The sequence below is a fragment of the Wenzhouxiangella marina genome (assembly GCF_001187785.1).
Lineage (GTDB): Bacteria > Pseudomonadota > Gammaproteobacteria > Xanthomonadales > Wenzhouxiangellaceae > Wenzhouxiangella > Wenzhouxiangella marina.
The window spans coordinates 3,323,549-3,335,410 of the sequence record NZ_CP012154.1 but is presented as its reverse complement, the minus strand read 5'-3'; the positions used below and the strand labels follow the sequence as shown (position 1 = coordinate 3,335,410).

Sequence of the window (11,862 nt, the reverse complement as noted above, 5' to 3'; positions counted from 1 at the left end):
GGACCGAGGAGCTCTGCGATGGAATTCTGGATTGGTGTAGCCGTACTGGTCGGCCTGGCCTTTTTCGTGATCGGGATCTACAACCGATTGGTTGCGGCCCGAAACCGCTACAAGAACGCCTTTGCGCAGATCGATGTCCAGCTGACCCGCCGCTACGACCTGATTCCCAACCTGGTCGAGGTGGCGAAGAAATACATGGCGCATGAGCGGGAAACCCTCGAGGCCGTCATCCAGGCGCGCAACGGTGCGGTCAGCCAGCTCAAGGCCGCCTCCAACGACCCCACCGATCCGGAAGCGGTCAAGCGCCTCAATCAGGCCGAGCAGGGCGTGGCCGGGGCTCTGGGGCGTCTGTTCGCCCTGTCGGAGAACTATCCGGACCTCAAGGCCAACGAGAACATGATGCAGCTGACCGAAGAGCTGACCACCACCGAGAACAAGATCGCCTTCGCACGCCAGGCCTACAACGACTCGGTGATGAACTACAACATCCTGCGCGAGAGCTTCCCGAACAACATCATCGCCGGCATGTTCAACTTCAACCCGGCACAGTTGCTCGAGATCGAAGACCCGGCCAAGCGCGAGAACGTCAAGGTCGATTTCGGTTGATCATCGGGATCGAGGGTCAAGGTTCAAGGATGTTCGGCTTCATCCTTGTTCCTTGATCCATTCGCCTTGAACCTTCATCCCGAATGAACTTCTTCGAACATCAGGACAAGGCCAGGCGCCAGACCCGCTGGCTGGTGTTCCTGTTCAGTCTGGCCGTGCTCGGCATCATCGTGGCCGTCAACGCCATCGTGCTCAGCCTGTTCGGCGTCCAGTGGGCCGTCTCCGGTCGCAGCCTGACCCAGTGGCTGGCGGCCAATGTCTCGATCATCGCCGCGGCCACCCTGATCACCGCGTCGGTGATCGTGCTGGCCAGCCTGTTCCGCACCCTGCAGTTGCGCGGCGGGGGCGGAGAGATCGCCCGCGAGCTGGGCGGCACGCTGATCGAACCCGACACCCGCGATCCGCTGCGCCGACGCCTGCGCAACGTCGTCGAGGAAATGGCGATTGCCTCGGGCATCCCCGTGCCCGAGATCTACGTCCTCGAACACGAGCAGGGCATCAACGCCTTCGCGGCCGGCTTCAACACCACGGACGCGGCGGTGGCCGTCACTCGCGGGGCCCTCGAAGCGCTGAATCGGGACGAACTGCAGGGCGTGATCGCCCATGAGTTCAGCCATATCTTCAACGGCGACACCCGGCTGAACATCCGCCTGATCGGCTTCCTGTTCGGCATCCTGGTGATCGCCATCATCGGCCGCAAGCTGCTTCGGGTCAGCAGCTTCGCGCGCGACTCCCGCAATGCGGCGCCTGCGGTACTGATCGGCCTGGCGGTGGTCGTCATCGGCTATGTCGGCCTGTTCTTCGGCCGCTGGATCAAGGCGGCCGTGTCCCGTCAGCGCGAGTATCTGGCCGATGCCTCCGCCGTTCAGTTCACCCGCCACCCGGACGGGATCGCCGGTGCCCTGAAGAAGATCGGTGCGTCCTATGCGGGCTCCTATCTGACCACCGACGCCGAGGAGGTCGGGCACATGCTGTTCGGGCGCGGCATGGGCTACCAGATGTTCGCGACCCATCCGCCGCTGGAAGACCGCATTCGCGCCATCGATCCCGGCTTCGATCCTTCCGAGTTTCAGGAGATCGCCAAGCAGATGGATCGGCACGCCCAGATGAAGCAGGCCCGGGCGGAGAATCGTCGTGCTTCCGGTGAGGGTGCCGAGGCGGGCGCGAGCCGCGGACCGGGTGGGCTGCCGCTGGATCCGACACAGCTGGCCGAGCAGATCGGTCAGCCCGAGTTGAGCCATGTGCTGATGGCCGCTGCCGTGGCCGCCTCCATGCCCAAGGTGCTGGAAAAGGCTGCGCACAGCGACGAATGGGCGCAGGAAGTGATCTGCGCGCTGCTGCTTGACAAGGATCCGGAAGTCCGGGAAAACCAGCTGTTGAGCGTGGCCAAGGGCCTGGGCAGCGAGAGCGAGTCGCAGGTGCGCGCGCTCTACGAAGTGATTCCCCAACTGCGCCCCAATCAGCGCCTGCCGCTGATGGAAATGGCTTTCCCCGTGCTACGCCGCCGTCCCCCGGCCGAGCTGGTGCGTTTCATGAGCCTGCTCGATGAGCTGATCCATGCCGACGGTCGGATCGATGTCTTCGAATACGCCCTGGCGCGACTGACGGCCCGACAGATCCAGGATGTGCTGCAGCCCTCGAAGCGGGTCGGCACCGGTTCGGCGCGTCTGCAGAAGCATCAGGAAGAAGCACGCGATCTGCTGGCCATTCTGGCTCGCCATGGTCACGCGGAAGACGAGGCCGAGGCCCTGTCGGCGTTTCAGGCCGGTTGCGGTGAGATGTTCGGGCCGCGACCGGAGTCGCTGCCGCACCTGGAGGACTGGCCCGATCGCCTCGATCGAGCCCTGAAGGCGCTGGATTCCCTGCGTCCCCGGGACAAGCAGGCATTGATGGGCGCGCTCGTGCGCGTGGTCATGCACGACCACAGCGTCACGACCGAGGAGTTCGAGCTCGTGCGCGTGATCTGCGGTGCTCTGCACGTGCCCTTGCCGGTGCTCGACGGCAGCGCGTCGAGCGAATCCGGCGAGGCGGCGCTCAGTCGTCCAGAGTAAAACCGACCTCGATGGTCACCTGCCAGTGGGCCACGCGGCCTTTCTCGATCTGACCCCGCGTATCGACCACCTCGAACCAGCGCATGTGCTTGACCGTTTTGGACGCGCGATCCAGGGCGTTGGCGATGGCCTGTTCGATTCCCTCGGGAGAAGAACCGGTCAGCTTGATCTGCTTGTAGACGTGGTTGCTCATCGTGATCTCCTTGGTTCGGACTGGACGCGATCGCCTCGATTCAGTCCAGTTCGAAGCGATCGCGGAAGATGTCGGCGTCGATGCGCAGGGCAAAGGCCAGGCTCTGGGCCTGATCCAGACCCGGGTGACCCGCCGGCACGAAGGCATCGACAAAATCGCCGGTGTTCGGATCGAAGCGTAGCACGGCCGAATTGCCCCGGCTGAGCACGTAGAGCAGACCGTCCGGCCCGAAGGCCAGATCGCGAGCGAAGTCCAGGCCGCCGGCGCCGGCGGGAATCAGGACCTCCACCGAGCCATCCAGGGTGCTGATCCGGAGCACGTTGTCGTTGTCGCCATTGGCCAGATAGAGGTGCTCGTCCTCACCCATCACCATGGCCCAGGGGTCGCCGATCAGGCTGTGCCCGGTCACCAGGTCGCCGGTGTAGTCCTCGAAGCTCGAGCTTGAGAAGATCAGGATCCGCGACTCCGCATCGTCGATGACATAGCGCTTGCCGCTCGGATGGAAGGCGAGGTCGCGAGGTCGCACATCGAAGGTCGCGTTGATCGGATCTTCGGCCAGGGGCAGACCGCCGAAGAAGCCGATCAGATTGCCGACGGCATCATAGGTCTGCACGGTCTGGTTGCCCAGCACGACCAGCTGGCTCTGGTCCTCATTGAAGCGCATCGTCCGGGGGAAGCCGTCGGTGAGGCTGCCGGGGCTGGAAAACGGCGGTTGGGAATCGAGGAAAACGTCGAACTCGGCCCCGCTGACCCGATCGAATCGCCGGACCGAGGCGCTGGCGGTCATGTAGATCGAGCCATCCGCTCCGACCAGCAGTCGGGTGAACTCCGACAAGGCCGGTCGTTCATCGGGGAAGGGCAGGCGCTCGGCCTGGATCACCCGGCCTTGCCAGCTCCCGTCCATGTGCCAGCTGTGAACCTGATCGCTGCCGCTGGAGGCGACCAGCAGTTCATAGTGCTCGATGGACGAGCCATCGAACAGCGGCGGCGCCACGAACCCCGGTGGGTCGGGCGGAGGCGGCGCCATGCCATTGAAGGGATCGAAGGGAAAGGGGTCGGTCCAGTCATCGCTGTTATCGCCATCGCTGTCCGGGTTGGAGGGCGCGGGTCGGTCGGAAATGCCCGGGTAGACCGGTGCCGCGTAGCCTGCAACGATCGAAGAGAAATCGTTCAGGGTCAGGGCGGCGTTCGCTTCCTGGCCCGGTACCATCGAGCCGCAGGGCGCGCCACCGCAGCTGATGTCCGGGTTGGAGAACACGCTCATGCGCAGGTAGCGGTTGCGGTTGGCACTGCCGAAGGAGCCCATCACGGTGTTGAGCACATCGGGCACGACATGGGCGAAGTTGTAGCCCGCCTCGTCCGGGCTGAAGCGCTGGTGGACCGAACCGAGGTTGTGGCCGAACTCGTGGGTCATGACCGCGTCGGAGCAGACCGACCAGTTGCTGATGCCGTCGTTGGTCACGTGCACGCCCCGCGTGTCGATCCATTCCCCGCTGACCTCGTCCTGTTCCGGCAGGAAGGCCACGCCGCAGGCGCCGCGCGTTTCGATGTCATGGGGCCAGACGAAGATCACCAGGTCGGCGCCGTGCTCCTCACGCAGGGCGTCGATGCCGGTGAAGACATCGGCCGGCTCACCGCGCAGGCCCGCGGCCATGTTGTCCAGAGCCAGGAAGATGCTCGGCGAGCCGGGCGTGGGCACTTCTTCCTGATGCACCGTGCGGAAGACGATGTCCACCTGCGAATCGACCATCGCCTGGTTGGCCACGGCCATCAGATGGCTCAGCCGGGTGTCCAGCAGCAGGCCCGGGTAGCGTTCACTGATCTCCGGTGAATAGAGCAGGGCCACGTCGATCTGGTCCAGCGTGCCCGCGCCGCGGGGATCAGCGCCTGCCGCTGTGCTGGCATGCGCGTGCCCCTCGACCGGGCAGTGCGAATCGACGCGAATGCGCGGATCGTCGAGGTGGATCAGCCAGCTGCCCGCTGCATCACTGAGCACCTGGTAGCGCCCCTCGGACGAGCCGATGTGGCCGAACAGGCCGGTCGGTCCGATCGTCAGATGCGCATGGGCGCCGGATTGGCCGCGGGCCTGGATCGTGACCACCTCCGTGCCTTGTCGAAGGCGGTCCACGACCTGAAGTTCCAGCCGATCGCCGCCGGGCAGGGGCAGGGTCCAGGTGTCGCTGCGATGAAGGTTTTCGAGAGCGGCATCGATGGCGGTGTAGCTGCCTTCGGGGAGCTGCAGGACCATGCTGGTCACGCCGCTGCGCTGCTCCGCCGGGAGCAGTTGCCAGGCCTGGGTTCCGGCCTGGGCCGAGGCCATTTGCTGGCCGAGGATCAGGCCGGCGAGGAGGAGCAGGAGTCGAAGCTTCATGGTTCGTCGTCCGGGGCTGCGGTTCAGGATCGGGCGAGCATAGCATTCGCCATCGGGCCGGCAAAGCCACGTATCATCGGGATGTTTTCGTCGGCTCACGGATGCCGAAAGGCGGAGGATGAAAAGGCAATGATCGGACTGCTGCAGCGGGTCAGCGAGGCGCGCGTGGACATCGACGGGGAAACCGTGGGCGAGATCGGATCGGGCCTGCTCGTGCTGGTCGGTTTCCAGCGCGGCGATCAGGCCGAGCGCCTCGATCGCTTTCTCGAACGCCTGTTGAACTACCGCGTCTTTTCCGACGACCAGGGGCGCATGAACCGAAGCCTGCGCGACTCCGGCGGCGGTCTGCTGCTGGTGCCCCAGTTCACCCTGGCCGCCGACACCGACTCAGGCAATCGTCCGAGCTTCACACCGGCCGCGCCACCGGACGAAGGGCAGGCCCTGTTCGAGTCACTGATCGAGCGGGCCGAGGCTGCCTGGCCGGGCACGCAATGCGGTCGCTTCGGCGCGAACATGCAGGTCGGCCTGATCAACGACGGGCCGGTGACCTTCTGGTTGGAGGTGCATTGATCCGACCGTTCAGCCGGGCCGGGTCGCTTACTGCTCCTTCAGCATCCGCGCCAGGGTGTTGCGGCTGATGCCCAGTCGGCGGGCTGCTTCGGACTGGTTGTCATCGCAGTGGCGCAGGGTCGTGCGCACCACCGCTTGCTCGAACTCGCGCTTGTAGGCTTCGAATAGCTCCTCGTGCTCGCTGCCCAACTCGGCATACAGGGCATCGGCCAGGTGCTCGGTCCAATGGCGTTCGATCGAGCCCACGGCCTGGCCAGGGCGACGATACTCGGGGGGCAGATCGTCGATGCCGATCAGCGGTGCCGGGGCCAGGGCCGCGAGCGACTGGCAGAGGTGCTTGAGTTCACGGACGTTGCCGGGCCAGTCCAGGGACTTGAGATGATTCAGCAGGGCGCGGTCGGCGAGCTTGGGCGGCAGACGGAATTCCTTGCCGGCGGCGCGCAGGAAATGCCGCGCCAGTTCCGGGATGTCTTCGCGCCGCTCGCGCAGCGGTGGAACGGCCAGGTTGATGACCTTGAGGCGATGGTAGAGATCGGCGCGGAATTCACCGGCTTCGACCCGCCGCGCCAGGTTGCGGTGCGTGGCGGTGATGATCCGGGCATTGGTTCGCACCAGGTCTCGTCCGCCCAGGCGGTAGTACTCGCCTTCGGCCAGCACGCGCAGCAGACGGGATTGCAGGGTCAGGGGCATGTCGCCGATCTCGTCCAGAAACAGGGTGCCGCCCTGGGCCTGCTCGAAGCGCCCCCGGTATTGCTCGCTGGCACCGGTGAAGGCGCCCTTCTCATGACCGAACAGCTCGGACTCCAGCAGATCCTCGGGGATCGCGGCCGTGTTGATCGCGATGAAGGGACCCTCTGCCCGGGGTGAGTGCTTGTGCAGGGCGCGCGCGATCAGTTCCTTGCCCGTCCCGGTCTCGCCAGTGATCAGCACCGGGATGTCGCTGGCCGACAGGCGGCCGATCATCCGGATCAGCTCCTGGAAGGCCGGCGACGAGCCGATCAGGCCGTCCTTGCCCGGTTTCACGCCTTCTTCCGCATTGGCGCCCGCCAGGGCCTTTTGCACCAGCCGGCCGACCTCGTCGAGGTCGAAGGGCTTGGCCAGGAACTCCAGGGCCCCGCCCTTGAAGGCCTGGACGGCGGAGTCGAGATCCGAATAGGCGGTCATCACGATCACCGGCAGGTCCGGCAGGCGCTCGCGCAGGGACTGCATCAACTCCAGACCGTTCTCGCCGTTCAGGCGCACATCGGCCATCACCAGATCCGGGTGGTGATGGCTCAGGGCATCCTCCAGATCCGCGCCTCGCTCGAAGCTGCGGACCGGCATATGCTGGCTGCGGAAGAACTCCTCCAGCACGTAGCGGATGGCCGGGTCGTCGTCGATGATCCAGATCCGCTCGCTCATGCGGCCGCCTCCCTGGCCAGATGCAGCGGCAGGCGAACCGTGAATCGGCTGCCGCGGGGCAGGGACTGGTAGTCGACCAGACCGCCGTGGGCGCGGGCGATCTGCTGGACGACGGCCAGGCCGAAGCCCGAACCGCGTTCGCGGCCCGTCACCAGGGGCAGGAACAGTCGATCGCGCAGAGTCTCGGGGACGCCCTCGCCGTCGTCGTCCAGCTCGATGCGCACGGCATGCCGCGCGGGCGCTTCGACGAGCGCCGAGTCGTGCTCGATGCGGGTGCTCAGCCGCAGGCTCAGGGCGCCGGCCTGGACGCTGTTGCGCAGCAGGTTGAGAAAGAGCTGGTGCAGCCGGTCGGCGTCACCGCGCTGTTCGGGAATGGATGGGTCATAGTGGCGCTGGATGGCCAGGCGGCCGCCGCTCTCGGCCTGGACCAGTTCGATCGCATCATCGATGACCTGGTGCAGATTGATCATCGCCATGCGGGGTTCGCTGTCGCCGGCCACGTGCTCGATCAGGCCGGTGATCCGATCGACCTCGCGCTGGATCATGCGCGCATGGCGTCGCGCCGCCTCGGGGTCGCTCGTGTGTTCGATCAGCTGGGCTGCGCCGCGCACGCCGGCCAGCGGATTGCGCAGCTCGTGGGCCAGTCCGCGGGCGAGCAGGGCGATGGCCTGCTGACGATCGGCTCGGTCGGCGCGTTCTCGCTGGCGGACGCGCTCGGCCACCGGGTGCAGTTCGATCAGCACGTCGTCGTCGAGGGGATGCAGGTACAGGTCGACGGGCGGGCCGTCGGCCTGCAGGGCGATTTCAGCGACGCTCATGGTGCCGCCGTGCCGTTGCACCCGCTCCAGGCTGCGTTCGAGCACATCGCTCTGATCGCCCAGCCGGCTGCCCGGAACTTCGGCCTGGGGCTGCTCCAGCAGGGTGGCGGCGGCGCGATTGAGCCAGCGGATCCGGCCGGTCGGATCGACCCGGATCAGGCCCGTGCTCAGGCGGTCCGGGTCCAGTTCGCTCACGGTGGAGCAGGGTGCTGTCGCGAAGCCTGGCGCATGTAGAAGGTGACCGACTCGGTCGAGGCCAGCACGCGGCCCGACGGAGTCTGCAGCTCGGCCCGGATGCTGTGTTCGCCACGATCGACCTGCTCGAAGCTCATGCTCATCGACTGCACGGGCTCCTGGGCCTGGCCATCGAGGTAGAACACGACCAGGGCCGAGGGCGGAATGGCGATGTTGCTTTCCAGCACGGCGGTCAGGCTGTTGCCGGTGCCGAGGATGTGCTCCTCGGGCTGGGGCGAGACGAATCGCAGCTCCAGTGGTTCACGTTCCTCACCGGTTTCGCGGCGCGTGATGGGGGGCTCCATTTCCCGGCCTTCGAGCACGTTCAGCTCGGGCAGGTCCATGGGCTCGGCCTCCTCGTCGGGGCGCTGGTCGGTGTAGGTGACATTGCCGTCCTCGTCGACCACCTTGTAGATCGGCTGCGACCAGACGGATGTGCTGGCGAGAAACGCCGGAAGAAGTGCCAGAATCAGTAGCTTGCGTGAGAGGTGCATGGCTGCCTTCGGTCCGTGGAACACGGTCATGATACTACCCCTTCAGACGGCGCAGCGGCGAATGGGTTCCGGAAGCTTCAGGGGGTGAGGATCGGGCCCGGCGGGCCCGATCCTGCAGCAGGGCGGCTGATCGATCAGCTCGAGTAGTACATGTCGAACTCGACCGGGTGCGTGGCCGCCCGGAAGCGCGTGACTTCCTGCATCTTCAGGGCGATGTAGCCGTCGATCAGGTCGTCGGAGAACACGTCACCGGCCTTCAGGAACTCGCGATCCTGATCCAGCGCCTCCAGGGCCTGGTCGAGGGCGTGGCAGACGCGCGGCAGATCCCGCTCTTCTTCCGGCGGCAGATCGTACAGGTCCTTGTCCATCGGTGCGCCCGGATCGATCTTGTTGATGATCCCGTCGATGCCGGCCATCATCATCGCCGCGAAGGTCAGGTAGGGGTTGCCGGCCGGATCACCGAAGCGGACTTCGATGCGGCGGGCCTTGTCGCTGGCCACCCAGGGCACCCGGCAGGAGGCCGAGCGGTTACGGGCCGAGTAGGCCAGCACGACCGGCGCCTCGAAACCCGGCACCAGGCGCTTGTAGCTGTTGGTGGTCGAGTTGGAGAAGGCGTTGATCGCGCGAGCGTGCTTGAAGATGCCGCCGATGTAGTGCAGGGCGGTCTCGCTCAGGCCACCGTAGCCGTCGCCGGCGAACAGGTTCGTGCCGTCCTTGGCCAGGCTCTGGTGCACGTGCATGCCGGAGCCATTGTCTCCGACCAGGGGCTTGGGCATGAAGGTGGCGGTGCGGCCGTGCATGTGGGCGACGTTCTGGATCACGTACTTCATGATCAGCAGCTCGTCGGCCTTGCGCGTCAGGGTGTTGAAGCGTGTGCCGATCTCGCACTGGCCGGCGGTGCCGACTTCGTGGTGGTGCACTTCGACGGGAATGCCGAGCTGCTCCAGGGTCAGGCACATCAGGCCGCGGAGATCGTTCAGTCCGTCCACCGGCGGCACCGGGAAGTAGCCGCCCTTGACCTTCGGACGATGGCCGTGGTTGCCGTCCTCGTACTTCTTCCTGGTGTTCCAGGCGGCCTCTTCGGCGTCGATCTTGAAGAAGGCGCCGGAGATGTCATTGCCCCAACGCACGTCATCGAAGACGAAGAACTCGGGCTCCGGACCGAAGAAGGCCGTGTCGGCCACGCCGCAGGCCTTCAGGTAGGCTTCGGCGCGCTTGGCCAGGGAGCGCGGGCAGCGCGTGTAGGGCTGCATGGTGGCCGGCTCGAGGATGTCGCAGTTGATGTTGAGCGTCTTGTACTCGGCGAACGGGTCGATGAAGGTCGCCGTCGGATCCGGCATCAGCACCATGTCCGAGTCGTTGATGCCTTTCCAGCCCACGATCGAGGAGCCGTCGAACATCTTGCCTTCTTCGAACATGTCCTCGTCGACGGCCGAGGCCGGCACGGTCACGTGCTGCTCCTTGCCGAGGGTGTTGGCGAAGCGCAGGTCGACGAACTCGATGTCTTCGTCGCGGATCAGTTTGAGTACTTCAGAGGGGGTCATTTGAGGTCCTTGCCTGTTAGTGAGGCGGTTTCATGAATCCGGGTTGTAGTAAGCAGGTTTCGTGCCAAGGCTCGCGAGGCCATCGTTCAGGGGGCTTGTCGGAATCGTCGAATCGAGACTGCTCAGGAATTGAGCAGGTTTTGAGCGGAAGCTGCGCAATGTATGAGTCGCGAGCGAATCAGGCGTAGGATTCGATCTGGGTGCCGACCGGGCCCCTCGTGGAATCCAGCGATCATGAATGAGTCAGACCGACCGAATTTCCGGCAGCGCCTGAAAGCCCTCTGGCAGCCGTCGACCCTGAAGAAATGGCTCAGCTACACCCTGCTCGGCACTTGCTGGCTCCTGGTGTTCTCGGCTCTGTTCTTCTCGTTCGCGCAAGACCGCGACGCACCCATTCCGTTGCTTCGTCTACTGGTGGTCGGTGTCGTGTGTTTCGTCCTTGCCGCGCTCGGCACCCTGCCCCTGATCCTTCAGGAAGGTCTGGACGGTCGGGGCGGCCGCCTCGGCTGCGGCTTTCTGATCGGGATCCTCGTCTCGTTTCTCTTGCTGATGCTCGCTTTCAGACTGGTGCTCGGCTGATCTGGCGAGCGGCGTGAATCCGACTCAGGGCCGGACTCAGGGCTGCCAGAAGGCTTCGTCGCCTCGATTGGCCGCCGGGGCCTGGAAACGGTCCTCGAACACCGGTGCTTCCGAGGCCAGGCAGGCGGCAACCGCGGCGGGATCGCCCAGGCAGTTGCAGGTCTCCGAGGCGTCATAGAGGTTGGGCGTGTAGCGGCTGCAGCTGGACGACAGGGTGGCGAGCACGCTGACGAGGCCGGCTTTGGGTGGAAGATCGTTGGCGCACATCACGACCTGGCTTCCAGCGCTGATCACCTGCTCGAAGGCCACGGGATAGGGAAGCCCATCCAGCCGCAGCTGGTAGTAGATCGACTCCGGCGCGGGCAGCCGTGTCCCCGAGACGTAGTAGCAGGAGCGGTAGGTGCCGTTGGTGCCGCAGGTCGGGCCGATGTAGGCATCGCCCGGCTGCCCGCCCAGGCGAATCTGCTGGATGGTGCAGCCGCAGTAAGGTGCGCTGTAGAGCGAGGTGGCCTGGATGCTACAGCCCGAGGCGACCTGGACGGCAACGTCGATGTTCTGGGCAAAGGGCAGGTCACTCAGGCAGATGACGGCCTGCTGCGCACTCAGGCGGGTCTGGAACGCCGTTGGATACGGGATGCCGTCCAGCGATGCCACGTAGAAACCGCCGGCGGGCTCGGGAATGTTCTGGCCGCTGACGTAGAAGCAGGTCCGATGCGTCTCGTCGCTGCTGCTGCAGGTCGGGCCGATGTAGGCATCCCCCGGCAGTCCGCCGAGGCGGATTTCGGACAGGCTGCAGGCCTGCGCGAAGACGCTCTCGACGCAAAGGATGGCCATGAAGCCGATCAATACCCTGCCGAACGGTACGGTGAACACAGCGCCTGCCTTGATAGGGGCTCGAACGCCTGTATAGCACCCGCGCCCGTCGTGGAGCAAGTGCCGAGGGGGTCGGCGAAAGAGGCTGGCGAGAGCCGTCGCTCCGCGCAAAGGGGCAGGGGCCCTTC

The 11,862-nt window shown here is 65.6% G+C and carries 11 protein-coding genes; 4 read left to right on the top strand and 7 right to left on the bottom strand.

The features are described from left to right. Nucleotides 1-18 precede the first annotated feature (18 nt). Together WM2015_RS14025 and WM2015_RS14020 are read left to right on the top strand one after the other, a co-directional pair. A complete protein-coding gene (locus tag WM2015_RS14025) occupies nt 19-606 on the top strand; it encodes a LemA family protein (RefSeq protein ID WP_049726643.1) in 588 nt (195 codons plus the stop codon). Nucleotides 607-689: 83 nt separating this feature from the next. Beyond that, nucleotides 690-2,657: a M48 family metalloprotease gene (locus tag WM2015_RS14020; protein WP_049726642.1), complete on the top strand. Its 1,968-nt coding sequence runs from the start codon at nt 690-692 to the stop codon at nt 2,655-2,657. Here the strand turns inward: WM2015_RS14020 and WM2015_RS14015 are convergent. Further along, nucleotides 2,641-2,850, bottom strand: a complete 210-nt coding sequence (locus tag WM2015_RS14015; protein WP_049726641.1) for a dodecin — start codon at nt 2,848-2,850, stop codon at nt 2,641-2,643. The two genes, WM2015_RS14020 and WM2015_RS14015, sit on opposite strands and share 17 nt — an antisense overlap. 40 nt (nt 2,851-2,890) lie before the next feature. Beyond that, nucleotides 2,891-5,221, bottom strand: coding sequence for a reprolysin-like metallopeptidase (locus WM2015_RS14010; protein WP_049726640.1), 2,331 nt, complete (start codon nt 5,219-5,221; stop codon nt 2,891-2,893). A 129-nt stretch (nt 5,222-5,350) separates the two neighbouring features. Here WM2015_RS14010 and dtd point away from each other — a divergent pair, with 129 nt between their 5' ends. Beyond that, complete coding sequence (dtd, locus tag WM2015_RS14005) at nt 5,351-5,791, top strand: D-aminoacyl-tRNA deacylase (RefSeq protein ID WP_049726639.1); 441 nt, start codon at nt 5,351-5,353, stop codon at nt 5,789-5,791. 27 nt (nt 5,792-5,818) lie between these two features. On the opposite strand, the gene ntrC is transcribed toward dtd, so the two are convergent. The 4 genes from ntrC to glnA all read right to left on the bottom strand — a co-directional run bounded on the left by ntrC (nt 5,819) and on the right by glnA (nt 10,282). Beyond that, nucleotides 5,819-7,192 (bottom strand): nitrogen regulation protein NR(I), encoded by a 1,374-nt coding sequence (gene ntrC / locus WM2015_RS14000; protein ID WP_049726638.1) that lies wholly within the window; start codon nt 7,190-7,192, stop codon nt 5,819-5,821. After that, nucleotides 7,189-8,205, bottom strand: a complete 1,017-nt coding sequence (locus tag WM2015_RS13995; RefSeq protein WP_049726637.1) for a two-component system sensor histidine kinase NtrB — start codon at nt 8,203-8,205, stop codon at nt 7,189-7,191. Before WM2015_RS13995 ends, ntrC begins: the two co-directional genes overlap by 4 nt. After that, entirely contained in the window at nt 8,202-8,768 is a 567-nt protein-coding gene (locus WM2015_RS13990) for a DUF4124 domain-containing protein (RefSeq protein WP_049726636.1), read from the bottom strand. Before WM2015_RS13990 ends, WM2015_RS13995 begins: the two co-directional genes overlap by 4 nt. A gap of 104 nt (nt 8,769-8,872) precedes the next feature. Further along, nucleotides 8,873-10,282, bottom strand: coding sequence for a type I glutamate--ammonia ligase (gene glnA / locus WM2015_RS13985; RefSeq protein WP_049726635.1), 1,410 nt, complete (start codon nt 10,280-10,282; stop codon nt 8,873-8,875). A 234-nt stretch (nt 10,283-10,516) separates the two neighbouring features. Here glnA and WM2015_RS13980 point away from each other — a divergent pair, with 234 nt between their 5' ends. Continuing rightward, nucleotides 10,517-10,861, top strand: coding sequence for a hypothetical protein (locus WM2015_RS13980; protein ID WP_049726634.1), 345 nt, complete (start codon nt 10,517-10,519; stop codon nt 10,859-10,861). A gap of 36 nt (nt 10,862-10,897) precedes the next feature. Here the strand turns inward: WM2015_RS13980 and WM2015_RS13975 are convergent, their stop codons facing one another. Continuing rightward, nucleotides 10,898-11,695 (bottom strand): hypothetical protein, encoded by a 798-nt coding sequence (locus tag WM2015_RS13975; RefSeq protein ID WP_156201232.1) that lies wholly within the window; start codon nt 11,693-11,695, stop codon nt 10,898-10,900. Nucleotides 11,696-11,862 lie beyond the last annotated feature (167 nt).

Excerpts from the sequence above, each read along its gene's own strand:
- WM2015_RS13990 (WP_049726636.1), bottom strand. The coding sequence starts at position 8,768 with ATGACCGTGTTCCACGGACCGAAGGCAGCCATGCACCTCTCACGCAAG.
- dtd (WP_049726639.1), top strand. The coding sequence starts at position 5,351 with ATGATCGGACTGCTGCAGCGGGTCAGCGAGGCGCGCGTGGACATCGAC.
- WM2015_RS14015 (WP_049726641.1), bottom strand. The coding sequence starts at position 2,850 with ATGAGCAACCACGTCTACAAGCAGATCAAGCTGACCGGTTCTTCTCCC.
- ntrC (WP_049726638.1), bottom strand. The coding sequence starts at position 7,192 with ATGAGCGAGCGGATCTGGATCATCGACGACGACCCGGCCATCCGCTAC.
- WM2015_RS14025 (WP_049726643.1), top strand. The coding sequence starts at position 19 with ATGGAATTCTGGATTGGTGTAGCCGTACTGGTCGGCCTGGCCTTTTTC.
- WM2015_RS14020 (WP_049726642.1), top strand. The coding sequence starts at position 690 with ATGAACTTCTTCGAACATCAGGACAAGGCCAGGCGCCAGACCCGCTGG.
- glnA (WP_049726635.1), bottom strand. The coding sequence starts at position 10,282 with ATGACCCCCTCTGAAGTACTCAAACTGATCCGCGACGAAGACATCGAG.
- WM2015_RS14010 (WP_049726640.1), bottom strand. The coding sequence starts at position 5,221 with ATGAAGCTTCGACTCCTGCTCCTCCTCGCCGGCCTGATCCTCGGCCAG.
- WM2015_RS13980 (WP_049726634.1), top strand. The coding sequence starts at position 10,517 with ATGAATGAGTCAGACCGACCGAATTTCCGGCAGCGCCTGAAAGCCCTC.
- WM2015_RS13975 (WP_156201232.1), bottom strand. The coding sequence starts at position 11,695 with ATGGCCATCCTTTGCGTCGAGAGCGTCTTCGCGCAGGCCTGCAGCCTG.